This window comes from Streptomyces sp. NBC_01571 (genome assembly GCF_026339875.1).
Classification (GTDB): domain Bacteria; phylum Actinomycetota; class Actinomycetes; order Streptomycetales; family Streptomycetaceae; genus Streptomyces.
In genome coordinates, this window is the sequence record NZ_JAPEPZ010000001.1 from 9,252,724 (window position 1) to 9,276,563 (window position 23,840).

The 23,840-nt window shown below is 71.5% G+C and carries 23 protein-coding genes; 18 read left to right on the forward strand and 5 right to left on the reverse strand.

The annotated features are described in order from the left end of the window. Positions 1-140: 140 nt before the first annotated feature. On the forward strand, positions 141-1,169 hold the full coding sequence (locus tag OHB41_RS41295) for a terpene synthase family protein (RefSeq protein WP_266704977.1): 1,029 nt from the start codon (positions 141-143) through the stop codon (positions 1,167-1,169). 91 nt (positions 1,170-1,260) lie between these two features. Here the strand turns inward: OHB41_RS41295 and OHB41_RS41300 are convergent, their stop codons facing one another. From OHB41_RS41300 to OHB41_RS41310, 3 genes are all read right to left on the reverse strand, one after another. After that, positions 1,261-1,656 (reverse strand): hypothetical protein, encoded by a 396-nt coding sequence (locus tag OHB41_RS41300; RefSeq protein ID WP_266704979.1) that lies wholly within the window; start codon positions 1,654-1,656, stop codon positions 1,261-1,263. 11 nt (positions 1,657-1,667) lie between these two features. Further along, complete coding sequence (locus tag OHB41_RS41305; protein ID WP_266704981.1) at positions 1,668-1,904, reverse strand: hypothetical protein; 237 nt, start codon at positions 1,902-1,904, stop codon at positions 1,668-1,670. A 133-nt stretch (positions 1,905-2,037) separates the two neighbouring features. Beyond that, the gene (locus OHB41_RS41310; RefSeq protein ID WP_266704983.1) at positions 2,038-4,788 is read right to left on the reverse strand and encodes an alpha-L-rhamnosidase-related protein; all 2,751 of its coding nucleotides are present in this window, start codon (positions 4,786-4,788) and stop codon (positions 2,038-2,040) included. A 572-nt stretch (positions 4,789-5,360) separates the two neighbouring features. Here OHB41_RS41310 and OHB41_RS41315 point away from each other — a divergent pair. Beyond that, positions 5,361-7,229, forward strand: a complete 1,869-nt coding sequence (locus tag OHB41_RS41315) for a glycoside hydrolase family 76 protein (protein WP_266704985.1) — start codon at positions 5,361-5,363, stop codon at positions 7,227-7,229. Here OHB41_RS41315 and OHB41_RS41320 read toward each other — a convergent pair. Then, complete coding sequence (locus OHB41_RS41320) at positions 7,226-8,029, reverse strand: SDR family oxidoreductase (protein ID WP_266704987.1); 804 nt, start codon at positions 8,027-8,029, stop codon at positions 7,226-7,228. The genes OHB41_RS41315 and OHB41_RS41320 overlap by 4 nt on opposite strands. 227 nt (positions 8,030-8,256) lie before the next feature. On the opposite strand from OHB41_RS41320, the gene OHB41_RS41325 reads away from it, so the two are divergent. Both OHB41_RS41325 and OHB41_RS41330 read left to right on the forward strand, forming a co-directional pair. Beyond that, a complete protein-coding gene (locus OHB41_RS41325) occupies positions 8,257-9,072 on the forward strand; it encodes an endonuclease/exonuclease/phosphatase family protein (RefSeq protein WP_266704989.1) in 816 nt (271 codons plus the stop codon). Between the two features lie 145 nt (positions 9,073-9,217). Continuing rightward, on the forward strand, positions 9,218-9,619 hold the full coding sequence (locus OHB41_RS41330; RefSeq protein ID WP_266704991.1) for a hypothetical protein: 402 nt from the start codon (positions 9,218-9,220) through the stop codon (positions 9,617-9,619). 290 nt (positions 9,620-9,909) lie between these two features. Here the strand turns inward: OHB41_RS41330 and OHB41_RS41335 are convergent, their stop codons facing one another. Next, positions 9,910-10,563, reverse strand: a complete 654-nt coding sequence (locus OHB41_RS41335) for a PP2C family serine/threonine-protein phosphatase (protein WP_266704993.1) — start codon at positions 10,561-10,563, stop codon at positions 9,910-9,912. 10 nt (positions 10,564-10,573) lie between these two features. Between OHB41_RS41335 and OHB41_RS41340 the strand changes: the two genes are divergently transcribed. The 14 genes from OHB41_RS41340 (at position 10,574) to hypD (ending at position 23,830) form a co-directional block, all read left to right on the forward strand. Continuing rightward, complete coding sequence (locus OHB41_RS41340; protein ID WP_266704995.1) at positions 10,574-10,978, forward strand: hypothetical protein; 405 nt, start codon at positions 10,574-10,576, stop codon at positions 10,976-10,978. A gap of 461 nt (positions 10,979-11,439) precedes the next feature. Further along, the gene (locus OHB41_RS41345) at positions 11,440-12,528 is read left to right on the forward strand and encodes an NADH-quinone oxidoreductase subunit B family protein (protein WP_266704997.1); all 1,089 of its coding nucleotides are present in this window, start codon (positions 11,440-11,442) and stop codon (positions 12,526-12,528) included. An 88-nt stretch (positions 12,529-12,616) separates the two neighbouring features. Further along, positions 12,617-14,401, forward strand: a complete 1,785-nt coding sequence (locus OHB41_RS41350) for a nickel-dependent hydrogenase large subunit (RefSeq protein ID WP_266704999.1) — start codon at positions 12,617-12,619, stop codon at positions 14,399-14,401. Next, positions 14,398-15,000 carry a NifU-related iron-sulfur-binding protein gene (locus tag OHB41_RS41355; protein ID WP_266705001.1) on the forward strand — a complete coding sequence of 201 codons (603 nt, stop codon included), beginning with the start codon at positions 14,398-14,400 and terminating at the stop codon, positions 14,998-15,000. The genes OHB41_RS41350 and OHB41_RS41355 overlap by 4 nt, the downstream gene beginning before the upstream one ends. Further along, positions 14,997-15,656 (forward strand): DUF5947 family protein, encoded by a 660-nt coding sequence (locus OHB41_RS41360; RefSeq protein WP_266705003.1) that lies wholly within the window; start codon positions 14,997-14,999, stop codon positions 15,654-15,656. Before OHB41_RS41355 ends, OHB41_RS41360 begins: the two co-directional genes overlap by 4 nt. Then, a complete protein-coding gene (locus OHB41_RS41365) occupies positions 15,653-16,345 on the forward strand; it encodes a DUF6084 family protein (RefSeq protein WP_266705005.1) in 693 nt (230 codons plus the stop codon). Before OHB41_RS41360 ends, OHB41_RS41365 begins: the two co-directional genes overlap by 4 nt. Continuing rightward, the gene (locus tag OHB41_RS41370; protein WP_266705007.1) at positions 16,342-17,772 is read left to right on the forward strand and encodes a hypothetical protein; all 1,431 of its coding nucleotides are present in this window, start codon (positions 16,342-16,344) and stop codon (positions 17,770-17,772) included. The genes OHB41_RS41365 and OHB41_RS41370 overlap by 4 nt, the downstream gene beginning before the upstream one ends. Next, positions 17,769-18,329: a hydrogenase maturation protease gene (locus OHB41_RS41375; protein WP_266705009.1), complete on the forward strand. Its 561-nt coding sequence runs from the start codon at positions 17,769-17,771 to the stop codon at positions 18,327-18,329. Before OHB41_RS41370 ends, OHB41_RS41375 begins: the two co-directional genes overlap by 4 nt. A gap of 10 nt (positions 18,330-18,339) precedes the next feature. Then, complete coding sequence (locus OHB41_RS52765) at positions 18,340-18,444, forward strand: DUF6893 family small protein (protein WP_381242641.1); 105 nt, start codon at positions 18,340-18,342, stop codon at positions 18,442-18,444. A gap of 222 nt (positions 18,445-18,666) precedes the next feature. Continuing rightward, positions 18,667-19,062 carry a hydrogenase maturation nickel metallochaperone HypA gene (hypA, locus tag OHB41_RS41380; protein ID WP_266705011.1) on the forward strand — a complete coding sequence of 132 codons (396 nt, stop codon included), beginning with the start codon at positions 18,667-18,669 and terminating at the stop codon, positions 19,060-19,062. 3 nt (positions 19,063-19,065) lie between these two features. Beyond that, a complete protein-coding gene (hypB, locus tag OHB41_RS41385; protein WP_266705013.1) occupies positions 19,066-19,845 on the forward strand; it encodes a hydrogenase nickel incorporation protein HypB in 780 nt (259 codons plus the stop codon). Beyond that, a complete protein-coding gene (gene hypF / locus OHB41_RS41390) occupies positions 19,842-22,322 on the forward strand; it encodes a carbamoyltransferase HypF (RefSeq protein ID WP_266705015.1) in 2,481 nt (826 codons plus the stop codon). Before hypB ends, hypF begins: the two co-directional genes overlap by 4 nt. 78 nt (positions 22,323-22,400) lie before the next feature. Next, positions 22,401-22,709: a HypC/HybG/HupF family hydrogenase formation chaperone gene (locus tag OHB41_RS41395; protein WP_266705017.1), complete on the forward strand. Its 309-nt coding sequence runs from the start codon at positions 22,401-22,403 to the stop codon at positions 22,707-22,709. Continuing rightward, positions 22,706-23,830 (forward strand): hydrogenase formation protein HypD, encoded by a 1,125-nt coding sequence (hypD, locus tag OHB41_RS41400; RefSeq protein ID WP_266705019.1) that lies wholly within the window; start codon positions 22,706-22,708, stop codon positions 23,828-23,830. Before OHB41_RS41395 ends, hypD begins: the two co-directional genes overlap by 4 nt. Positions 23,831-23,840: the final 10 nt, after the last annotated feature.

The following is a 23,840-nucleotide window of genomic DNA, read 5'->3' on the forward strand; positions in this document are numbered from 1 at the left end:
CGACCAGCCCCTCCACGAGCAGCACGGGTCGGCAGCCGTCTTGAGGGCCCGGGCCGACGTACCGGCCCCGAACCGTCGGCAGCACGGCTCGGCCCCTACGGCACCAGGCCGCACCTGCCGTCCACGACCCGGGAGGACCTGTGCCGCAGGACATCGATTTCGACCTGCCCCCCATGGCGGGGATCAGCCCCGACCTCGACGGCGCCCGCCGGCGCAACCTCCACTGGGTGCGCCGCATGGACCTGGTGGGCGACGACCGGTCCCTCGCCTGGTACACCTCGTGGGACATGCCAGGCCTGGCCGCCCTCGGCTTCCCCTACGCCCAAGGCCCCGCCCTGGACCTGTGCGCGGACGCGATGGGCTTCTTCTTCGTCTTCGACGACCAGTTCGACGGCCCCCTCGGCCGGGATCCCGTCCAGGCCGCCCGCGTGTGCCAGCCGTTGATCGACATCGTCCACGGCGCCACTCCGCAAGCCGGCGCGGACCCGTGCTCGCATGCGTTCGCCGACATCTGGGCCCGCAGCACCCACGACGCCCACCCCGCCTGGATCGCGCGCACCGCACACGAGTGGGAGTACTACTTCGCCGCCCAGGCCCACGAGGCGATAGGCCGCCTCCGCGCCGCCCCCGCCGACATGCAGACCTACCTCCAGGTCCGCCGCGGCATCGCCGGCACCGACCTGCCCCTCTCCCTCGGCGAACGGGCCGCCGGCGTCACCGTCCCCGCCGCCGCCTTCCACAGCCCCCAGCTGCGCATCATGCGCCAAGCAGCCATCGACGTCACCCTGATGTGCAACGACGTGTACTCCCTGGAAAAAGAGGAAGCACGCGGCGACATGGACAACATCGTCCTCGTCATCGAACACACCCGGCGCTGCACCCGCGACGAAGCCGTCACCGCCGCCCGCCAGGAAGTGGCGCTGCGCGTGCGGCGGTTCCAGGAACTCGTCGGCCAGGTCCCGGACCTGTGCGCCCGGCTCGACCTCTCCGAACAGCAGCGGACCGCGGTGAACACCTACACCGGGCTCATGACAGCGTGGATGAGCGGCTACCACGCCTGGCAGACCGAGACCCTGCGCTACCGCACCGCCCCGCAGGTCGTCCCGGCCTCCGGCCCCGGCTACTTCGATCAGGTGCTGCACACGCAGCCCGACACGCGCTGCTCCTGACGGGCCGAGCGTCTGAAAGCCTGCTTCATGTGACGCGACCGCGGAGTCCCCACCACCGTGGGAGGACGGTCGCCGTCCGGACCACGCCTGTTCAGGCCACGGGAGGCCGCACCCAAGGCGCGAGGCGCTCCCCGGCCGCGAGCTCGCGCCAGTATCGGAAGACGGTGCCCTGGACGATCTCGAGCTGCCCGGCGGCGATCAGACAGGAAGCCCGGTCCGGGCCACCCGCGTCCGCCTCGAAGGCAAGGACGACAGGTGGTGTCTCCCCGATCTGATCGGCGACCAGCCGAACCTCCTCGGGCGCCGGTGCACGGAAGACGGGATCGTGGAAGACGGCGGGGCACCTGACCAACACCGGTTCCGTGAAGACCAGTTCCAAGGAATGGGCGTACGAGATGTCGTGTCCGGCGCCGAGACGCAGCCTGCCCGCGTTCCACTCCACGACGTCCCAGTCCCACCAGGACCCCTCGGGGAGACGGATCGCCACGCGGTCCCTCCTCACGCTCCGAACTCCGGGACGTCCAGGCCGAATGCGCGCAATCGGGGAAGGCAGACCCTCAAGCAGGCTTCCACCGAGTCCGCGCCCGTCCGCACCAAGAGGTCCTCGTGGAACGGGGCACCGCTCGCGACGAACGTCCACGGCCCCACGCCTTCACGCATGCGCTCGCCGTCGGCCTTGAACAGCACCGTGACCCCCTGCTCGGCCAGCGACTCCATGACGCGCACCACATCCACCGAAACTCCCCCTCGCGCCCGCGATCGAACAGGGCACTTGGGCCGCTGCTCCCGGACGGTCCGGTACAGGCCGTCGGACGAACGCCCATGACCTGTGCCGGACCGTCGCTCCGGCATTGTCCTCGACTGCTCCTCAGGACGTGAGGTAACAGTTCTTGCGCACGCCGGGCAACGGATCCGTACCGAGTGCCGCGGTGGTGCAATGCGTGCCACCGGTGAACGACTTGTAGACGAAGCGGCCTCGTGCGCCGTAGGCGACGGTCTGCTGCCCGCTGAAGCCGCACGTGCCGTCTTCGGCGGAGCAAGCGGTGGCGTAACCAGGTGGGCCGCCCGCGGAGGTGTAGCAGGCCTTCGACTCGCCGGGGATCGGGTCGCCGAACGTGGCATCGGTGCACGGGGTGTCGCCGGTGGCCGTGATCATGGTGAACGCGCCGTAGGCGCCGTACATCACCGGCTGTCCCGCGACGGCCGGACAAGTGCCGTTCTGGTCCGTGCACTTGGTCCAGCCGCCGGACGGCCCTCCGGCGGGCGGCAGGTAGCAGGACTTGGCGACGCCGTCGACGGGATCGCCGAAGTGGGCGTTGGTGCAGGCGACGGAACCGTTGGTGACCTGGTGGGCGAAGTTGCCGTTGGCGCCGTACGCCATGTCACGGTTGTAGCCGGGAACGGAACAGGTGCCGTTCTCGGCGGAGCAGAGGGTATATCCAGGAGGGCCGCCGACGTCGGCGACGTAGCAGGACTTGACGAGATTCGACGCGGGATCGCCGTCGAAGGAGGCGTTGGTGCAGGTGATGCGGTCGGTCGCCGTCCTGTACGTGTAGGCCCCCGCTCCGTAGGCCACCGCGCGGGTGCCGCTGAAGGCGCAGGTGCCGCCCTCGCCCGCGCACCGGGTGAAGCCCGCGCGCAGGGCACCGGTACCCGGCTCGGCAGGCGCGGAAGGATTGCCCAGTCCTGTGCCGGTCACGGTGTAACTGCCCGGAGCGACACCGGTGAGGTAGACGTAGGCGTCGTCCTGGTTCGCGCCGGTGACACCGCCGGTGGGCGTGAAGGTTCCGTTGCTCCAGACGACGTTGCCGTTCACGGACACCGATATGTTGCCGCCGCCGAACTTCGGGACGCCGATGCGACCGGTGGTGCCGGCCGGGCTGGTGAGGTGTGCCGCATACGTACCGGCTGCAGGATCACGGGACCAGGAGGCGTCGACGGCGCCCTGCGGCATGGTGATGCGGCCTTGGGCGCTGGTCAGATCGCCTGCGTGCGGAACGAAGCGGTACGCGCCGGCCGCCGACTCCGGTGCGGTGCCCAGCACGTCGAAGGTGAGCGTGGAGGTGGGCGCGGTGGACCAGCCGTGGGCCAGGCTCATGAAGGAACCGCCGTAGGCGAGGCCGCCGTCGGCCTCGACGCCCTCCCAGAAGGTGCTCCTGGTACCGATGTCACTGTTCAGCATGTGGCCCCAGGTGCGGCGGACCTGCGCCAGCGCGCTGTAGTCGTCATTGGCGGTGAAGCGGGCGTTCAGCTCCATCCCGCCCGCGAAGGGCGACACGTTGCCGCCCCACTCGGGGGTGGTCGGACCGTACGCGCCCCATCGTGTCCCGAGCCCGGTGATGATGCTCCGCGACTTCGCCGTGGAGTCGGTGAGCCCGTACCAGACGGCGAGCGAATTACCGTCCTGGGGGTACATCCCGCTGGTGGGGTTGTCCTTGTACATCCCCTTCGAGGCGTCCCACAGACGGGAGTTGGCCGAGGCCTTGAGCGCGGCCGCCTTGCCGGTCCAGCTCGCGGCGAGCGCGCTGTCGCCTTCGACCGTGGCCAGGGTGGCACCGGCCTTGAGCGCCGCGTACAGCAGCGCGTTGGCCGAGACGTTCTCACCGCCCTGGCCGACCCGGGCCCAGTCCTGGGTGCGGGTCACGTTGAGCAGGTTGTTGCCGTCGATCTTGTTGTTGATGAAGGCCATCCCGCGCTTGTAATCGGCCCACTCGGAGTCCAGCCAGGCCCGGTCGGCCGAGTAGGTGTAGTACGTGGCCGTGCCCAGCAGCGTCCAGATGTGGTAGGTGTCCGAGCCGGTGAGGTTGAACGGCGGGCCCGACCAGGGGATTTCGCCCTCCGCGGACTGCGCGTTGTACATCGTGGTGAGCGCGTTGCGGGTCGAGGTGAGGTCGTTGGAGTACGCGTACTGCGTGGGCACGGCGATACCCAGGTCACCGGGCCACACCGTGCGGTCGCGCTTGGCCCCGTCGACCAGGACGGAGTCACCCACCCCGACGGTGGCGCCGTTGTCCCACTCCGAGGCCGGCGGGGGCCAGGCGCGGCCCTGGTTGGACGCGATCGTGTTGAGCTGCACCGTGTACGCCCCCGCGTACCAGATACGGTTCAGCAGGTCGTCACTGGAGAGGAAGTAGTTGGCGTAGTCGGCCGGGACGGCTTTTCCCGGTGCCGCGGTGAAGTCGAGGCTGACGCCCGTGAGGTCCACCCAGCCCGAGGCGTCGAGGAAGACTGTCAGGTAGCGGAAGCCGCCACGCAGTCTCGCGGTGGGCATCGTGTACGTGCCGTTGGCGGGTGCCGTGGTGTAGAGAGCCCCGTCCTCGCCGTCGCGGCCGCTGCTCCGGTCGCTGTTGGTGCCCGCGTAAAGGGACGACTCACTGAAGGCCAGGCCCACTCGGCGGCCACTGCCGCTGGTACTGCCGAAGGACAACGTCGCCAGGCCGGCGACCTCCTTGCCGAAGTCGAGGGTGATGGCCGACTGCGACCCGGAGATGCGCGTCGGCTGCCCGCTGAGGACGTTCTGCGGGTTCGCGACGTTGCCGGACGTGGAGTGCACGGCGGTCGGCTTGAGGGTGCGTGAGGTCGGCGAGTAGTTCAGGGCGTCAGAATCCGTCAGGGGCACGGCCGTTGCTGTTGCCGACGCTGCCACGGATGGGGGAGGGGAGGCGCCGGCGGCTGGCGCGGTGACCGCGGTGACCGCGGTGACCGCGGCGGTCACGGTCACGGCCACGGCCAGGCCGAGTAAGCGCCCTGGACCGGGCGATCGGTTCAGTGGGGGACGGACGCGGCGCATGGGGACCTCCCGGATCGGGGGTGGGAACGGCGGCGTGTTTGAATCGATTCAAATCGTTTGCCTGCGAAGGGCGCGACTGCTGGAGCGGTGTGGTGTGCAGGGTGCCTCGCCGAAGGTGCACCGATGATGGGCGCCGGGAAACGGAGTGTCAATCGATGGCGCTCGCCGTGAACTCCCGCGGGATACGGCGGGTTTGAAGCATTGACAGGGTCCCGCCAAGCCGTTTCACTTTTCGGAGGCAGGTATGGACCAATGCTCGATTCCTGGCGGGCGCATCGGGGCTGTCGACTGACGACGCGCCCGCTGACGGCGACTTCATCACGGTGAGATCGAGGCGGGTTACGGTGCACTTGGGAAGCTCCGACATCGTTGTCAGGCCTTCACGGCCACTCACTTACCTGATGGCGGTCCTCCTTGCGGCCCTCGGGCTGGACCTGGGGGCGACGCCAGCGGCCGCCGCCGGCCCGGTGTGCGTCCTGGCCTGTGACACCCAGGATCCTTCCCTGGCCCACCAGGAGAGCTTTCCGGTGCCGAACAAGGACCTCAACGGCCGTCGTCTCGAACTGCACGTGTCCGACGCCGACGACATGGCGTGGGCCAGCATCGACAACGGCGTGACGGGCGACTCGGTGTGGCTGGACCGCTCCTGGGACGGCGGCGCCACCTGGGAAGGACTGCTGGGCAAGGCCGCCGTCCCGGCCACCTGGACCGGCACCAGAACGCTGATGTACAACATCACCGACCCCCGCAACCACAGGCGCGGGCTGGTCCGGGCCTGTGGGGACGCCGCCGCCGTCGGCTGCACGAACTGGGTCTACCCCACCGTCTGCGACACGCTCTGTGACGGTACCGACGCCGGCCAGGCGGCCGGTGACGACCAGCCGGTGCCGTCGACCACCCTCTACGGTCGCACGATCCGGCTGCATGTCGACCAGCGGAACTCCATGGCCTGGGCCGGCATCGACACCGGGGGCGCGGGCGACGAGGTCTGGCTCGACCGCTCCTGGGACGGCGGCTCGACCTGGCCGGACGGTTCCTCCCTCGGCCGCACCGGCATCCTGTCCGGAGCGACCGGCACCCGTACCGCGATGTACGCCACGCGCGACCCCCGCGGCCGGCTCTACGGCGGCGCGGTGCGCGCCTGCGGCCGCGAAGCCGGCCACCAGGAGGGCAGGTGCACCGCATGGGTCAGGCCCGCGCCGACCAGAGCGCGCGCGGCAGCGGACGCGCTGATGGCCTCGTACGACCCCTACAACGGCTGGTGGCCGAGCAGTTGGTGGAACTCCGCCGCCACCCTCACCTCCCTCGTCGACTTCGCCAGGACCACCGGCACGCACGACTACGACTGGGTTATCGCGCGCACCTTCGACCAGAACAAGGGCACCTTCGCCGCCGGAGTGCGCAGCTCGGACGCGATCGAGGGCGACTTCATCAGCCGTGCCATCGACGACTCGGGCTGGTGGGCCATCGCCTGGCTCGACGCGTACGACTACACCCGCGACTCCCGCTATCTCAACGAGGCGACCACCATCGCCCAGTACGTCCAGCGGTACTGGGACACCGGCACCTGCGGCGGTGGCGTGTGGTGGGACCGCGAGCGCACCTACAAGAACGCGGTGACCAACGGGCAGTACCTCTGGCTGACCACGGCGCTGCATCAGCGCATCCCGGGCGACACCGTATGGCTCCAGCGGGCGAGGACGGCCGCGGCCTGGTACAGGTCCAGCGGGCTGATCAATTCGTCGGGGCTGGTGAACGACGGACTGACCTCGGCCTGCGCCAACAACGGCAGCACCGTGTGGAGTTACAACCAGGGACTGGCCATCGGCGGCTTCACCGAGCTGTGGAAGGCGACCGGCGACGCCTCGCTGCTGACCACCGCGCGGACCCTGGCCGACGCCGCGATCAAGAGCTCGACGCTGACCAGCGGCGGAGTGCTCACCGAATCCTGCGACGTGGGCTCGGCGTCCTGCGACGACAACCAGAAGCAGTTCAAGGGCATCTTCATGCGGCACTTCGCCGACCTCGCGGGGGCCACCGCCTCCAGCGCCTACCAGAGCTACGTCCACAAGCAGTCGGACACACTGTGGGCGCAGGACCGCAGCTCCCTCAACACCTTCGGCGAACGCTGGGCCGGCACCAACCCCAACCAGACCGACTGGCGTACCCAGGCCAGCGCCCTCGGCGCGCTCACCGCCGCCACCGACCCCGCCCTCGCTCACGGCGACGCCCGGTCGCGCGTGTCGCCGCGGGGAAGGGCGGCGCGCTAAGCGAGACCACCGTTGCTCATCAGCAACTGGCCGTTGATCCACTCACCTTCCCGGGAGCACAGGAAGTCCACGAGGTGCGCGGTGTCCTGCGGAGTGCCCAGGCGGCCGAGCGGGGTGTGGCGGACGCAGTGCTCCCGGATCTCCTCGGACATCCAGCCGGTGTCGACCGGCCCGGGGTTGACCACGTTCGCGGTCACGCCGAGGTGGGCGAGTTCGCGGGCGGCGGCCAGGGTGATTCGGTCCAGGGCTCCCTTGCTCGCTCCGTAGGGCAGGTTGCCGACGGTGTGGTCGCTGGTGAGGCCGACGATCCGACCGGTACCCGGGGTTGCGGCGAAGCGGCGTCCGAACTCGCGGATGAGCAGCCAGGTGGCGCGCGCGTTGACGGCGAAGTGGCGGTCGAAACTCTCGACAGTGGTGTCGAGCAGACCGGAGTCGACCGACTCGCAGTGGCACATCACCAGAGCGGTGACACCCCCCAGCCGTTGTTCGACCTCGTCGAAGACGCGTACCGGGGTGCCCGGGTCGGCGAGGTCCGCCTCGATCGCCGCGGTGGACGCACCGAGTTCGGTCAGAGCTCGGCTGATCGTTTCGGTCGCGCCGGGCTCGCTGCCCCAGGCCATACGGTCGTCGTAGGGCGTCCAGTAGGTGAAGGCGACATCCCACCCTGAGGCCGCCAGCCGACGGCCGATGCCGGCGCCGATACCGGCGGTGCGCCCCACTCCGGTGACCAGGGCGAGCGGGCGAACGTCGGAAGGGGTCCGACCGCGGGCGGACTGGTCTTGATCGCTGCTCGACGTCACGGCCTGGGATCGTGCCCGACCGGAATCGAAGCGTCAATCGATTTCCCGGCACCGTGCCGGCCAGGACTCGTTCGTTGTCAGGGTGTTCCCTCCAAAGGATCACCGTCAACGCCACCTCCGCCGCGGACGCGCGCCCCGCACCGGTGGCGGTGACGCCTGAGCGAGAGAGGGGTGAACTCTTTTCCAGCAGCCTTCCTGACCTGGTGTCGCATCAAGACAATCACTTCATGATCAGATCTTCCTTGAGGCCTCTGCGCTCGTTGATCCTCGGCTGCCTGTTGGGCGCCGGGCTGCTGCTGTCCCCGAACAGCGCCGTGGCTGCCACCACGGCCCCATCCGGAGGGACGCACGCGCACGACGCGCACCGGACCTTCGCGCTACTGCAGATGAACGTGTGCTCCAGCGGATACGCAGGCTGCTACGCCAAGACCGAGTACCCGAAAGTCGTCGACGAGGTGGTGGGCCGCATCCGGGCCAACCACGTCGACGCGGTCACGCTCAACGAGGCGTGCAGTGGCGATGTCGCCACGATCGCGGAGCGCACCCGCTTCCACTACCGCTTCGCCACGGTGATCTACAACGGTGCCCCGCTGCCCTGCAAGTCGCCTGACGGAAGGGGCTTCTTCGGCAACGCGGTACTGACCAAGGAGGCGATCCGCGCATCCGAGGACGCGCCGTACTCCGTGTTCAGCGGAGTGGAGCAGCGACGCTGGCTCTGCGTGACGACAGCCCGCAAGCTGGACGTGTGCACCAGCCACCTCTCCACCGACGGCGAGGCGTCCGGCACCGCCAACTCGGTCCAGTGCGCCGAGTTGACCCGGGTGCTCGCCTCCCGTGGCCGGTCCACCGTCTTCGCCGGCGACGTCAACCGGCACGCCTCGTGCGCGCCTGAGAAGCAGTGGACGCTGACTGACACGGCCGCAACCCAGGCGCCCGGCATCCAGCACGTCTACGGCAATCTCGCCGCGCCGACGCTGGAGATCGAACCGACCACGTACACGGACCACGACGCGCTGGTGGTGCGCGCCAGGCTGCGCCACTGATCTCCCATGGTTGACAGGTCCGGGGGCGTCGGCCCCCGGCCCCACCCGTATCCATGTCCGGTGCCCGTGTTCGGGGCGGTGGTTAGAATGAGCCATGAAATCGAACTCCACGCATTCCGGGACAAGTTGGGACCGGCGGCGCGCAGTGTTTCTGGCTTCCCTGCTGAGTGCGGCGGCCCTCGGATGGACCGCGGTCGCACTGAGCGTGCACGCGACCGGCTCGACCGCACCGGACCCCGACAGCGTGACCGATGCTGACGTGGCCCGGCTCGGTGCTGCTCTGATGGCCGGCATCGCGGCGCTGGCCGCCGGACTGTGGTGGAGCCACTGGACGACCGTACGTCGGTCGGCGACCGGCGGAGGCTGGGCGCGGGGGGCATTCGCCGTCTCCGCCGTCCATTCGATGTTCGTCGTACCGGTGATTGCGTTCGCCTCCTGGGACTGGAAGGTCCCCGCGATCGCGTTCACGTGCGCGGTGCTCGCCGGCGGTGTGCGGGAGGTCGCCGGGGTGACCGCACCCGCTACTGGGGTCGTCCGTCTGGGATGACGTCGTGGTGGGGCCGACGCGGCGCCGACGTGACGGGTGCAGTCGTTCCACGCCGGTACGACGGCGGGCAGGCGCGGAAGATGTCGCCGGCGGAGACCGTCTGCTCCAGGACGACGTTGCCGGCCTGGTCGACGCGCCGCCGAGCTGTTGCTGGGCCGCGAGGCCCACGGATGCCGGCGTGTCCCTTCGGGCCATCGAGTCAGCCAACGAGGGCAGCGAGCCCGTTCACCCGGATCGCGGTGCCGGCGTACCGCCCCGGCGCCCGGCGGGTCCGGGCCGGACCGGGTGGGTCAGGAGTCCGCCGGCGGGGTCTCCCGGGCCTCGCCGAAGTCCCAGAGGCAGACGACGGTCCGGTCGCCCCCGGGAGACCGCACCGGCACGTTCACCTCGGAGAGGAACGAGGTGAGATAGGGCCGGCGCGCCGCCCAACGCTCGGCGAACCAGTCTCCCGCCTCGGGGCGCACCAGCAGCTCCGCCAGGGACGAACTGCGCAGTGCCAGCAGGTCACCCGGACGGGTGGTCAGACGGACGCAGCGCACCTGCTGGGCGGCGGCGGGCAGCCGCAGCCCGCGCTCGGCCACCGTCTCGCCGGGCGTGAACGCAATGGTCCAGGCTCCGTCGCGCAACAACATCAACGCGCCGTCACCGATCCCGAAGGCCACGTGTTCCCGCTGCCGGCTGTCTCCCAGGCGCGAGAGCAGCCCCGTCAGCGCCACCGCGATCGCGGCGTCGTCCGGCTCGCCGCCCGGCCCCTCCCCGCGCGTCACCAGCCCCATGGAGTGCGCCACTCCCTGCAGTGCCGTCCTCAGCAGCCCGGTCAGGTCGTCGTCCGATCCGGTCGGCCCGTAGAGCTGATGGCCCAGCGTGTCCCCGTAGCGGGCCACCTGCGCGGCGAGGTTGCGGCAGGCGCGGTCGGCCGCGGACTGCGACCAGCGCCCGCGCACCTCACTGGCCGTGCTGGTGCAGCGGGCCCTCGCCGAGCGCGACGGGCGGCTGACACCGCTGGTGCTGGTGTTCACGAAGTGCGACCGCCTCCCGTCCGCGGCGGGCGCGCCCGCACCGCTGGACTCCCTGGTCGAACCCTTCGGGGACGTCATCGCGAAGGTCGCCGTCACCGAGAACCTGCGCGGCGCGGTCGCCCTGGTCGCCTGCGGCCGCGAGCCCGCGGGCGTGACGGTTCCGGTCCTGTGGATCCTGCATCACGCGATCGTGGGGCGCGGCCTCGCCCTGCGTGCCGCGCTGACCCCCGGGCGTCTGCTCGCACCGGCGGACAAGGCCGCCGAGTACGGACGCCTGGAACCCCTGTTCGCCCCCGCCGAACGACTGGTGACCCTGCTGTCCCACGTGCCCAGCTTCTGAGCGGGCCTCGGACCCGGGACCTGATCGACCCCGTCGCGGGGGACCCTCCCGGCCCGCCGCCGGGTGGCGGCTCGACCCCCGCTTTCGGGTGACCCCACAGCCTGTCGTCGGCGACGCTCCGTACGAGGTGTCCGACCATCGCAGTCGACCGGGGCCCTGCCGCCCGTACCGTCGCCGCCGGGAGTCCGTCATGCGCATCCCCGCCCGGCGACCGGAGATCCCCTTCACCTGGACGGGCGACCCAGGGCGTCGCGGATCGGCGGGGCGCTGCGCCTCTCCGGACCGGCGAGGGCAGGGGCACCGGACAGGCCCCGTCACTGGAACGGACGGTCATCACATCCCATCGCGGCCGGAGGGGTGGTACCAAGAGACCTGATAGTCGAATTAAAGGCTTTCATCCCCAAAAGGGGTTTCGTTCCCCCAGGGGATCTCATCCCTCACCTCCCCGAGGAGGCGGTCCCATGACAGCGACGACGCCGAGCACGGCCGGCGCCACGGACGCCGGTGGTGCGCCTGCCGACGAGACCCCCACGATCCACATCCTCTGGATCAACGCGGGGCTGAGCTGCGACGGAGACTCGGTCGCGCTGACGGCCGCGATGCAGCCGAGCATCGAGCAGATCGCCCTCGGCGGCCTGCCAGGCCTGCCGAAGATCGCGGTCCACTGGCCCCTCATCGACTTCGAATGCGGTCCGGTCGGCGGCGCGGACACGTTCATCGAGTGGTTCTTCAAGGGGGAGCGCGGCGAGATCGACCCGTTCGTGCTGGTCGTCGAGGGGTCCATCCCCAACGAGTCGATCAAGCCCGAGGGTTACTGGTCCGGTTTCGGGGACGACCCGGCGACCGGCCAGCCGATCACCACCAGCGAGTGGATCGACCGGCTCGCCCCCAAGGCGCTGGCCGTCGTCGCCATCGGCACCTGCGCCACCTACGGCGGTATCCACGCCATGGCGGGCAACCCGACCGGAGCGATGGGCCTGCCCGACTACCTGGGCTGGGACTGGACGTCGCACGCCGGCATCCCCATCGTCTGCGTCCCCGGCTGCCCGATCCAGCCGGACAACTTCGCCGAGACGCTCACCTATCTGCTGTACCAGGCGGCCGGCTCCGCCCCGATGATCCCCCTCGACGACAAGCTGCGCCCCGCGTGGCTGTTCGGCGCCACCGTGCACGAGGGCTGCGACCGGGCGGGCTACTACGAGCAGGGCGAGTTCGCGACCACCTACGACTCGCCCAAGTGCCTGGTGAAACTGGGCTGCTGGGGCCCGGTCGTCAAGTGCAACGTGCCCAAGCGCGGCTGGATGAACGGCATCGGCGGCTGCCCGAACGTCGGCGGCATCTGTATCGCCTGCACCATGCCCGGCTTCCCGGACAAGTTCATGCCCTTCATGGACGAACCCCCCGGCGCGAAGTTGTCCACCAAGGCCAGCGGCGCCTACGGCGCGGTGGTCCGCAGACTGCGGACCCTCACGACCCAGACCGTCGACAAGGAGCCGAAGTGGCGCCACACCGGGGACAAGATCACCACCGGATACCGGCCACCGTGGTGATCCCCCGCCCCACCTGAGACGCACGCACCCCCACCACCCCGGCCACCCCTCCCGGACCACCCGCGCGAAGAAGGGCACGACACAGACGATGGCACCGAAGACGAAGGCGGCCGGCGACGGTAGCGGCCTGATGGAGATGGCCTGGGACCCGATCACCCGGATCGTGGGCAGCCTGGGCATCCACACGAAGATCGACTTCAAGCAGAAGCGGGTCGCGGAGTGCTACAGCACCTCGTCCGTCTTCCGCGGGTACAGCGTGTTCATGCGGGGCAAGGACCCCCGCGACGCGCACTTCATCACCAGCCGCATCTGCGGGATCTGCGGCGACAACCATGCCACCTGTTCGGTGTACGCGCAGAACATGGCGTACGGCGTGAAGCCCCCGCACCTCGGTGAGTGGATCATCAACCTCGGCGAGTCCGCCGAGTACATGTTCGACCACAACATCTTCCAGGAGAACCTGGTCGGGGTCGACTACTGCGAGAAGATGGTCAGGGAGACCAACCCCGGTGTCCTCGAACTCGCCGAGCGCACCGAGGCACCGCACGCCGGGGAGCACGGCTACCGCACCATCGCCGACATCATGCGCTCCCTGAACCCCCTCGAGGGCGAGTTCTACCGCGAGGCACTCCAGGTGAGCCGGTACACCCGCGAGATGTTCTGCCTCATGGAGGGGCGCCATGTGCACCCCTCCACGCTCTACCCGGGCGGCGTCGGCACCATCGCCTCCGTACAGCTCTTCACGGACTACCTCAGCCGGCTGATGCGCTACGTGGAGTTCATGAAGCGCGTCGTCCCCCTGCACGACGACCTCTTCGACTTCTTCTACGAGGCCCTGCCCGGGTACGAGGAAGTAGGACGCCGGCGCGTGCTGCTCGGCTGCTGGGGCGCGCTCAACGACCCCGAGTACTGCGACTTCACCTACGCCAACATGACGGACTGGGGCCGGCGGATGTTCGTCACGCCCGGCATCGTCGTCGACGGCAAACTCGTCACCAACGACCTCACCGAGATCAACCTCGGCATCCGCATCCTGCTGGGCAGTTCCTACTACGAGGACTGGCAGGGCCAGGAGCAGTTCGTCACCCACGACCCGCTCGGCAACCCGGTCGACCCGCGGCACCCGTGGAACCAGCACACCATCCCGGCCCCGCAGAAGCGGAACTTCGACGACAAGTACAGCTGGGTCATGTCGCCCCGCTGGTTCGACGGCAAGGACCACCTCGCCCTGGACACCGGCGGCGGCCCCATCGCCCGACTGTGGTCCACCGCCCTGTCCGGACTCGTCGACACCGGCTACGTCAAGGCCACCGGGCACAGCGTCGTCATCAACCTGCCCCGCACGATGACGAAGCCCGAGACCACCTTCGAGTGGAAGATCCCGCGCTGGAGCAACGCGCTGGAGCGCAACCGCGCCCGCACCTACTTCCAGGCCTACACCGCCGCCGTCGCGCTGCACTTCGCGGAGAAGGCCCTCGAGGAGGTACGCGCCGGACGCACCCAGACCTGGGAGAAGTTCGAGGTGCCCGACGAGAGCATCGGGGTCGGTTTCACCGAGGCGGTCCGCGGTGTCCTCTCCCACCACATGGTGATCCGCGACGGCAAGATCGCCAACTACCACCCGTACCCGCCCACCCCGTGGAACGCCAGCACCCGGGACACCTTCGGCACCCCAGGCCCCTACGAGGACGCCGTGCAGAACACCCCGATCTTCGAGGAGAACTCCCCGGAGAACTTCAAGGGCATCGACATCATGCGCGCCGTCCGCAGCTTCGACCCCTGCCTGCCCTGCGGTGTCCACATGTACGTGGGCGGCGGCAAGACCGTACAGAAGATGCACATGCCCACCGGCCTGAGCGGACTGGGCGGATGAACGCCGCGCGGGCGGCCGAGGCGCCGCACCCGGTGAACGCCACGCAGACCGGACTGCGGATCGAGGACGTGCTCGACCGGCTCGCCGCCACCGGTGACCCGGCCGTCCGCGCGGCGGCCGAGGAGCTGGTGCAGGCCCTGATGGACTTCTACGGGGCCGGACTGGCCCGGGCGCTCCACCTGCTCTCCGCGCCCGCGAACCGTCGCGCCGACGCCGACCCGGTCGCGCCGCTGCTCGGCGACGAACTGGTCGCGAGCCTCCTCGTCCTGCACGACCTGCACCCAGAGGACCGGGCGACCCGTATCGCCCGCGCCCTCGACACCGTGCGGGAACACGAGCTGGCCGTCGTGGACTTCGACGAGACGACCGGAACCCTCAGGCTCCGGTCCGCCGAGGCGGCGGGCACGGGCTGCGGGTGCGCCGCGAACGGGACGACGGCGCGACAGGCCGCCGAGGACGCGCTCGCCTGCTTCGCGCCCGAGGTCACGGCCGTCGAGGTGGAGTCCGCCGGCACGCCGGGGGAGCCCCCGCTGCTGCAGATCGGCCTCGGCCCGGACCGCCGGGCCGCCGGCCGCCCGGCTCCGGCGAAGACCGCGTGAGCACGCCCACCGGCGCGGGCCCGGCCACCCGAGGACCGGGCCTGCGCAGGTTCCTGACCGGGCGTGGGCCGCGCCCGGAGCGGTGCGGACTGTGCGCGGTGGCGGTGGACGAGGCGCACCACCGCCACCTGGTCGACACCGAGAAGCGGGCCATCGTCTGCGCCTGCCTCCCCTGCGCCCTGCTCATGCAGCAGCCGGGCGCCGCCGCCGCGGGCCGCTTCCGCGCGGTACCGGACCGCTACCTCACCGACCCGGACCACCGTCTCGACGACGGTGCCTGGGAAGCGCTGCAGATCCCGGTCGGCGTCGCCTTCTTCTTCCGCAACGCGGCGCTCGACCGGCTGGTGGCCCTCTACCCGAGCCCGGCCGGGGCCACCGAGAGCGAGCTCGACCCCGCCGTCTGGAAGACCGTGCTGGGCGGCAGCCGCCTCGCCGAACTGCTCGAACCCGACGTGGAGGCGCTGCTGCTGCGCCGCGTCGACGGCCGCGTCGAGTGCGCCCTCGTGCCCATCGACATCTGCTACGAACTGGTCGGCCGGATGCGCCTGTTGTGGCAGGGCTTCGACGGCGGCGCGGAGGCCCGCGCCGCCCTGGACGCGTTCTTCGAGAGGGTCGGGGAACGCACCCGGGACGTGGGGGAGGAGAGCCGGCCGTGACCGAGTTCTCGTTCACCTGCACCGGCGTGCGCGCCGACCGGTTCGCCGCCGGACCGACCCTCGTCTTCCGGCTGCGTGTCACCGCCTCCGGCGACGAGCCGGTGCACGCCGTCGCGCTGCGCTGCCAGATCCGCATCGAGCCCGCCCGACGCGGCTACGAGCCCGCCGAGGCCGACGCGCTTGCCGACCTCTTCGGCGAGCGGTCCCGCTGGGGCAGCACCCTCCAGCCGGTGCAGTTCGCACAGGTGTCCGTCATGGTCCCCGCCTTCACCGGGGAGACCGAGACGGACCTCGTCGTGCCCTGCACCTACGACATGGACATCGCCGCGACCCGCTACTTCGACGCCCTCACCGACGGCGAGGTACCGCTGCTGATGCTCTTCTCCGGCACCGCGTTCACCGGAACGGGCGGCTTCCGCGTCGAGCCCGTCCCGTGGGACCGCGAGGCCGTCTTCCGGATGCCCGTCGCCACCTGGCGGGAGATGGTCGAACAGCACTTCCCCGGCTGCGGCTGGATCCGGCTGCCCCACGACACCATGGACGCCCTGCTCGCCTTCCGCTCCCGCAGGGCGCTGCCGTCCTGGGAGGCCACCGTGCGGGCACTGCTCGACGAAGGCTCCGGCGCGGCTCCCGGCACGTCCCGGCCGGGGTCCACCCTCACCCGTATCACCGGAAGGACCGCTCCGTGAGCGTGACCACGTTCGCCCCGGAGACCGAGGCACGTCTCGCCCTCGCCCGGCAGGTCGCCGACGCCGTCCTCTTCGAGGGCTATGTGCTGTACCCGTACCGGGCCTCCGCCGCCAAGAACCGGCTGCGCTGGCAGTTCGGGGTCCTCGTGCCGCCCACCTGGGGCGCCGCGACCGAGGAGCACGACTTCCAGCACACCGAGTGCCTGATGGAACCCAGGGCGGACGCCACCCTCGCGGTCGAGCTGCGCTTCCTGCGCGCCCGGCGGAGGACCGTCCAGCGGGCGCGCCCCGACGGCGGCTTCGACACGGTCCGCGAACTCCGTCTGGGGGACCGGATCCTGGTCCCCTGGGACGAGGGAACCGAGGAACGCGTCGAGGCGGTCGTACGGGTCGACGAACTCCTCGGCGACGGCGTCACGATCCCCTTCGACCGCCCCGCCGCGGAGGACACCGAACCCGTCCTCGACGAGACCGGCCGCCCGGTGGGCCGCATGATCCGCCGCTACGAGGAGACCACGGGCGTCCTGCGACTGTCGGCCCGTGAACTCGACGGCCCCTACCGGGTGATGCGGCTGACCGCCGTCGTCGAGAACACCAGCACCTGGACACCCACGGACGGCGCGGCCGCCGACCGGGACGCGGCGCTGCCCCGCTCCCTGGTGGCCGCCCACCTCCTCATGGGACTGAGCGCCGGGTCGTTCCTCTCCATGACGGATCCCCCCGAGTGGGCGAAGGGCGCGATCGCGGCCTGCCGCAACCTCCACACCTGGCCCGTCCTCGCGGGCGAACCCGGCCGCGCCGACGTGGTGCTCTCCTCGCCGATCATCCTGGAGGACCACCCGGCCATCGCCCCGGAGAGCCCCGGAGCCCTGTACGACGCCACCGAGATCGACGAGATCCTCGCGCTGCGCACCGCCGCCCTCACCGACGAGGAGAAGCGCGAGGCACGGGGTACCGACGAGCGGGCCGCCGCCGTGATCGACCTCGCGGACTCGATGCCCCCCGAGGTCCTGGAGCGACTGCACGGGGCCGTGCGCAGTCTGCGCGAGGTGACCGGATCGGCCCCCGCCCCCGCCGCGGACGGATTCCCCGACGAGTTCGGGGTACCGCGACCGGACACACCGTGGTGGGACCCGGCGGGCGACGCCGGATTCGACCCCGGGCACGACCGGGTCGTCGTCGACGGACACTCCTTGGGCGCGGGCAGCCGGGTGCTGCTGCGGCCGGGCCTGCGGCGCACCGACGCCCAGGACCTGTTCCTGGCCGGGCGCACCGCCAGGGTCGAGGCCGTCCTGCACGACGTGGACGGCGGGGTGCACCTCGCGGTGACGGTCGAGGACGACCCGGGCGCCGACATCCGCCGCGAACAGGGCCGCTTCCTGTACTTCCAGCCGGACGAGGTCACCCCGCTGGAGGACGACGCATGAGCGCCGCGCCGGACCGGCCCCGCACGCCGCTCGGCAGGGTCCTCGTCGCCGGCATCGGGAACATCTTCCTCGGCGACGACGGCTTCGGCGTCGAGACCGTGCGCGCCCTGACCGGGAGGCAACTGCCCGCACACGTCGAGGTCGTGGACATCGGCGTACGGGGAGTCCATCTCGCCTACCAGGTCCTCGACGGCTACGACACCCTGATCCTGGTCGACGCCACCGCGCGCGGCGAAGCACCCGGCACCCTCTACGTCATCGAGCACGACGCCGCCGAAGGGGACGCGCCGCCCGGTGCGGTCCTCGACGGGCACCGCATGACCCCCGACACCGTGCTCGCGCTGCTCGGGACCCTCTGCGCCGGAACCGGTGGCCGGCCGCCCCGGCGCACGCTGGTGCTCGGCTGCGAACCGGCCTCGGTGGAGGAGGGCATCGGCCTCAGCCCGCCGGTCTCCGCCGCCGTACCGGAGGCCGTCCGGCTGATCGAAGAGTTGCTGCGGGCCGACGAGCCGGGAGAGTCCGCGCCGCGGGCCACGGTCGGCGAAGCCGCGAAGTGAGGAGAGAACCATGATCAAGACCCTCGTCGGCGGCGTTGTCGCCGCCGTTGTCGCCGCCGTCCTCGTGCAGTCCCTGCCCGACATCAGGCGCTACCTGAGGATGCGCAGCATGTGAGCCGGCGCCCGCCCGGCCGGATGGCCGAGGGGGCGCGTGAACGCGTACCGCGCTGTTGCGGCGAACGGCGTACCCGGCCGGGCGGCGACGGCGCGCCGGGCCGCCGCCCCCGGACGCCTCCCCTCTAATGAGGGCGGCGGACCCCCGCCCCACGGGTCGACCCACGGGACGGCCGACCGGGCGGCGGCCGGCCCGGACCGGCCCCTGCCAGGACGGAGACCGATGCACGAGATGTCCATCGCGCTGGCCGTGATCGGCCAGGTGGAAGAGGCGGCGGAACGGGCCGGCGGCGTCACGGCCGTGCGCTCGGTACGGCTCCAGGTGGGCGAACTCGCCGGCGTCGTGCCCGACTCCCTGTCCTTCTGCTTCGAACTGGCCTGCGCCGGAACCCTCCTCGAAGGCGCCGAACTGGTCACCGAGTCGGTGCCCGGACGGGCCCGCTGCGCACCCTGCGCACACGAATGGGCCGTCGGCATGCCGCCCCTGCTGACCTGCCCGCGATGCGGCGGAGCCGGCACCGACCTGCCGGCGGGCCGCGAACTGCAGATCCTCAGCGTGCAGTGGGAGGACGGCCCCACGCACGCGCACCTCCGCGAACCGATCCCCGAGGAGCGCTGAACCATGTGCCGTGTGGTCGACCTGCAGCAGGCCGTACTCGCCAAGAACGACGAGAGCGCGCACACCCTGCGCGCCGAACTGGCCGCCCGCGGCACCACCGTCGTCAACCTGCTGTCCAGTCCCGGCAGCGGCAAGACCGCCCTGCTGGAACGCGAACTGGAGCTGGCCCGGCGGCGGTCCGTGCCGGTCGCCGCGCTCACCGCCGACCTCGCCACCGAGAACGACGCGGTGCGGCTCGCACGCTCGGGCGTCCCGGTCAAGCAGGTCCTCACCGACGGGCTGTGCCACCTGGAGGCCGAGATGCTCCGCCGCCACGTGGAGGGCTGGCTGCCCGACCGCACCCGGCTGCTGTTCGTGGAGAACGTCGGCAACCTCGTCTGTCCGGCCTCCTACGACCTGGGGGAGACCCTGCGTGTCGTGCTCGCCTCCGTCACGGAGGGCGAGGACAAACCCCTCAAGTACCCCACCGCCTTCGGCCTGGCCCACCTGGTCGTCGTCACCAAGACCGACATCGCCGAGGCCGTGGAGTTCGACGAGGCGGCGTTCCGCGCGAACGTCGAACGCGTCAACCCCGGCGTCGAGGTGCTGCTGACCTCGGTCCGCCGCGACCTCGGGATCGGGACCCTGCTCGACCGGGCGCTGGCGGCCGCGGACGGCGCCCCCCTGCACGCCCCCGTCATGGCCCACCGCGCGGACGCCTCCCCGCACTCCGGCGCCGCTCCCCACACCCACGTCCACGAGCACCCCGACGGCACCGGCGCCATGGCGCACTCCCACTCGTGAGCGAACCCCGGTCCCCTGCCGCCGTCCTCGGCGAGACGCCGCTGCGCCGTCGTGTCCTCGTGCGGGGCGTGGTGCAGGGCGTCGGCTTCCGCCCGTACGTCTACACCCTCGCCACCGGCCTGGACCTGCGCGGACATGTGACCAACACCCCGGAAGGCGTCGTCGCCGAGGTCGAGGGGGCGCCCGAGGCCGTCGCCCGGTTCTGCGACGGCCTCGCCGTGCACGCGCCACCGCTGGCCCGCGTGGAGTCCGTCGACCACCAGGAGGTGCCCGCCACCGGCGACACCGCGTTCAGCATCCTCGCCTCCCGCACGGACGGCCCGGCCCGCACACTGATCCCGCCGGACACCGCCACCTGCGCAGCGTGCCTGCGTGAACTCGCCGACCCGGCCGACCGGCGCCACCGCCACCCGTTCGTCAACTGCACCCACTGCGGCCCCCGGTTCACGATCGTCACCGGTCTGCCCTACGACCGCGCCCACACCACCATGGCCGGCTTCCCGATGTGCGCCGACTGCGCGCGCGAGTACGCCGACCCCGCCGACCGGCGCTTCCACGCCCAGCCCGTCGCCTGCCCGGCCTGCGGCCCGCGGCTGCGGCTGCTCGTCCCCCCGCCCGGAGACGCCGGCCCGCCGCGGCCGGTCACGCCCGACGCCCCGGTCGCCGAGGCCCGCCGGCTCCTGGCGGACGGCGCGATCCTCGCGGTCAAGGGACTGGGCGGCTACCACCTGGCCTGCGACGCCACGAACCCCGACGCCGTCGCTCTGCTGCGCCGCCGAAAGGCCCGAGGCGACAAGCCGTTCGCGGTCATGGCCAGGGACCTCGACGACATCGGGCACCTCGTCCGTCCCGGCGCTGAGGAACGCGGCCTCCTCACCGGTGCCACCCGCCCCATCGTGCTGCTGCGCCGCGCCGGCACCGCGCGCACTGCGCACGACCCGTGGCCGGCCGCGTCCGTCGCGCCCGGCAGCCCCGACCTGGGCGTGATGCTGCCGTACACCCCCCTGCACCATCTGCTGTTCGGCCTGCCCGGCGACCCCGACGGCCCGCGCCTGCTCGTCATGACCAGCGGCAACGTCTCGGGCGAGCCGATCGTCACCGACGACGGGGAGGCACTGCGGCGGCTGGCCCACCTCGCCGACGCCTGGCTCACCCACGACCGCCCGATCCATGTGCCCTGCGACGACTCGGTGCTGCGGGTGTGCGACGGCGAGCCGCTCATGGTGCGCCGCGCCCGCGGCTACGCCCCGCTGCCGCTGACGCTCCCGGTGCCCGTCCGGCCGGCTCTCGCCGTCGGCGGCGACCTCAAGAACGCGCTCTGCCTCGGCGAAGGCCGCCGCGCCTGGCTGTCCGCCCACATCGGCGACATGGACGACCTCGCCACCCAGCGGGCCTTCGAGCGGGCCGTTGCGCAACTGGAGTCCATCACCCCGGTGCGCCCGGAACTGCTGGCGGCCGACCGGCATCCCGGCTACCGCTCCGCCCGCTGGGCCGACCGGAACGCGACGGGACGGCCCGTCGTGCGCGTCCAGCACCATCACGCCCATGTCGCCTCCGCGATGGCCGAGGCGGGCCTCGACGGCAGCCGCCCGGTGCTCGGCGTCGCCTTCGACGGCACGGGGTACGGCGACGACGGAGCGGTGTGGGGCGGCGAGTTCCTGCTCGCGGACTACGACGGCTTCGTCCGGTTCGGGCACCTCGCGTACGTGCCGCTGCCCGGCGGTGACGCCGCCGTACGTCGTCCGTACCGGATGGCGCTCGCGCATCTGCGGGCCGCCGGGCTCGACTGGTCCGACGACCTGGCCTGCGTGTCCGACTGCCCGCCCGACGAACGCCTCGTACTAGCGCGGCAGTTGGAGCGTGACCTGAACTGCGTCCCCACCTCGAGCATGGGCCGGCTCTTCGACGCCGTGTCCTCCCTGGCCGGTGTCTGCCACCGGTCCGGGTACGAGGCCCAGGCGGCGGTCGAGCTGGAGGCCGCCGCGCTGACGGCGCCCGCCGGGGACACCGGGGCGTACGGGTTCGGCGTGCGGTGCGCGGAGCCGGACCGGCCCGTCGTGCCGGGCACCGGCGGCCCACGGGCGGACAGCGCGCCCACCCCGGCCGGGCCGGCGGCCGTCCTGGAACACCCGGCCCCCGTCCTGGCGGATCCCGCACCCGTGTTCGCGGCGATCGTCGCTGATCTGCGCGCGGGAGTGGCGCCTGGCGTGGTCGCGGCCCGTTTCCACCGGGCCGTCGCCGCGCTCGTCCGCCGGTTCTGCGGGCTGGCACGCGAGCGGCACGGAGTGGACACGGTCGCCCTCACCGGCGGTGTCTTCGCCAACTCCCTGCTCTCCTCGGCCTGCGCCGCGGCCCTGCGCGCGGACGGCTTCACGGTCCTGCGCCACCACCTGGTGCCGCCGGGGGACGGCGGTCTGGCCCTGGGCCAGCTGGTGGTGGCCGCCCGCGCCGAGGAACGGACCCCCGCCACCGACTGACGAACCGGTCCGGCCGGGCGACGACGTACGACCCGCACGACCCGCACGACCCGCACGCCCCACAGCAAGGAGAGGCCCATGTGCCTGGCGGTACCCGGCAGAGTGCTGGACATCGAAGAACGGGACGGTACCCGGATGGCCAACGTCGACTTCGGCGGCGTGGTCAAGGAGGTGTGCCTGGAGTACCTGCCCGACCTCCAGGTCGGCGAGTACGCCATCGTCCACGTCGGATTCGCCCTCCAGCGGCTGGACGAGGAGTCGGCGAAGCAGACGCTGGAGCTGTTCGCCACCCTCGGCATGCTGCAGGAGGAGTTCGGCGACCCCTGGGAGATGGCCGCGGAGACGGGCGGAACCCTGCCGCCCGAGGGAGAGGGGGCGCGGCTGTGAAGTACATCGACGAGTTCCAGGACCCGGACCTGGCGCGCAGGCTGCTCGACGACATCCACTCCACGGTGACCAGGCCGTGGGCGCTGATGGAGGTCTGCGGCGGACAGACGCACACCATCATCCGCCACGGTATCGACCAACTCCTGCCGGAGCAGGTCGAGTTGATCCACGGCCCCGGCTGTCCGGTGTGCGTCACACCGCTGGAGGTCATCGACAAGGCACTGGAGATCGCCTCCCGCCCCGGGGTGATCTTCTGTTCCTTCGGCGACATGCTCCGTGTACCCGGCACCGGACGGGACCTGTTCCAGGTGCGGGGAGCGGGCGGCGACGTACGGGTCGTCTACTCGCCGCTCGACGCCCTGCGGATCGCCCAGCAGAACCCGGACCGGGAGGTGGTCTTCTTCGGCATCGGCTTCGAGACGACCGCACCGCCCAACGCCATGACGGTGTACCAGGCCCGCAAGCTCGGCATCAGGAACTTCAGTCTGCTGGTGTCCCACGTGCGCGTACCCCCGGCCATCGAGGCGATCATGCAGTCCCCGAGCTGCCGGGTCCAGGGCTTCCTGGCGGCGGGACACGTGTGCAGCGTGATGGGCGTGGAGGAGTACCCGGAACTCGCGGAGCGCTTCCGGGTGCCGATCGTGGTGACCGGATTCGAGCCGCTGGACATCCTCGAGGGCGTCCGCCGGACCGTGGCGCAGCTGGAGCGTGGCGAGCACACCGTCGACAACGCCTACCCCCGTGCCGTCCGCCCGGAGGGGAACGCGGCGGCGCGGGCGATGCTGGAGGACGTCTTCGAGGTCACCGACCGGGCGTGGCGCGGTATCGGCGTGATCCCCGACAGCGGCTGGCGGCTGTCCGCCAAGTACCGTGACCACGACGCCGAGTACCGCTTCTCGGTCGACGGCATCCAGACCCGGGAACCGGCCGAGTGCCGCAGCGGCGAGGTCCTTCAGGGCCTGCTCAAGCCGCACGAGTGCGAGGCGTTCGGAACCCTCTGTACCCCCCGCACCCCGCTCGGAGCCACGATGGTCTCCAGCGAGGGCGCCTGCGCCGCGTACTACCTCTACCGGCGGCTGGACCTCACCCCCGCTCCCCGGGAGGCGAGCCCCGTTGTCTGACACCACGGAG

Bases quoted from the DNA above. Each gene is read 5' to 3' on its own strand.
- OHB41_RS41315 (WP_266704985.1), top strand. From the start codon at position 5,361: ATGGCGGTCCTCCTTGCGGCCCTCGGGCTGGACCTGGGGGCGACGCCA.
- OHB41_RS41325 (WP_266704989.1), top strand. From the start codon at position 8,257: ATGATCAGATCTTCCTTGAGGCCTCTGCGCTCGTTGATCCTCGGCTGC.
- OHB41_RS41345 (WP_266704997.1), top strand. From the start codon at position 11,440: ATGACAGCGACGACGCCGAGCACGGCCGGCGCCACGGACGCCGGTGGT.
- OHB41_RS41350 (WP_266704999.1), top strand. From the start codon at position 12,617: ATGGCACCGAAGACGAAGGCGGCCGGCGACGGTAGCGGCCTGATGGAG.
- OHB41_RS41355 (WP_266705001.1), top strand. From the start codon at position 14,398: ATGAACGCCGCGCGGGCGGCCGAGGCGCCGCACCCGGTGAACGCCACG.
- OHB41_RS41375 (WP_266705009.1), top strand. From the start codon at position 17,769: ATGAGCGCCGCGCCGGACCGGCCCCGCACGCCGCTCGGCAGGGTCCTC.
- OHB41_RS52765 (WP_381242641.1), top strand. From the start codon at position 18,340: ATGATCAAGACCCTCGTCGGCGGCGTTGTCGCCGCCGTTGTCGCCGCC.
- hypA (WP_266705011.1), top strand. From the start codon at position 18,667: ATGCACGAGATGTCCATCGCGCTGGCCGTGATCGGCCAGGTGGAAGAG.
- hypB (WP_266705013.1), top strand. From the start codon at position 19,066: ATGTGCCGTGTGGTCGACCTGCAGCAGGCCGTACTCGCCAAGAACGAC.
- OHB41_RS41395 (WP_266705017.1), top strand. From the start codon at position 22,401: ATGTGCCTGGCGGTACCCGGCAGAGTGCTGGACATCGAAGAACGGGAC.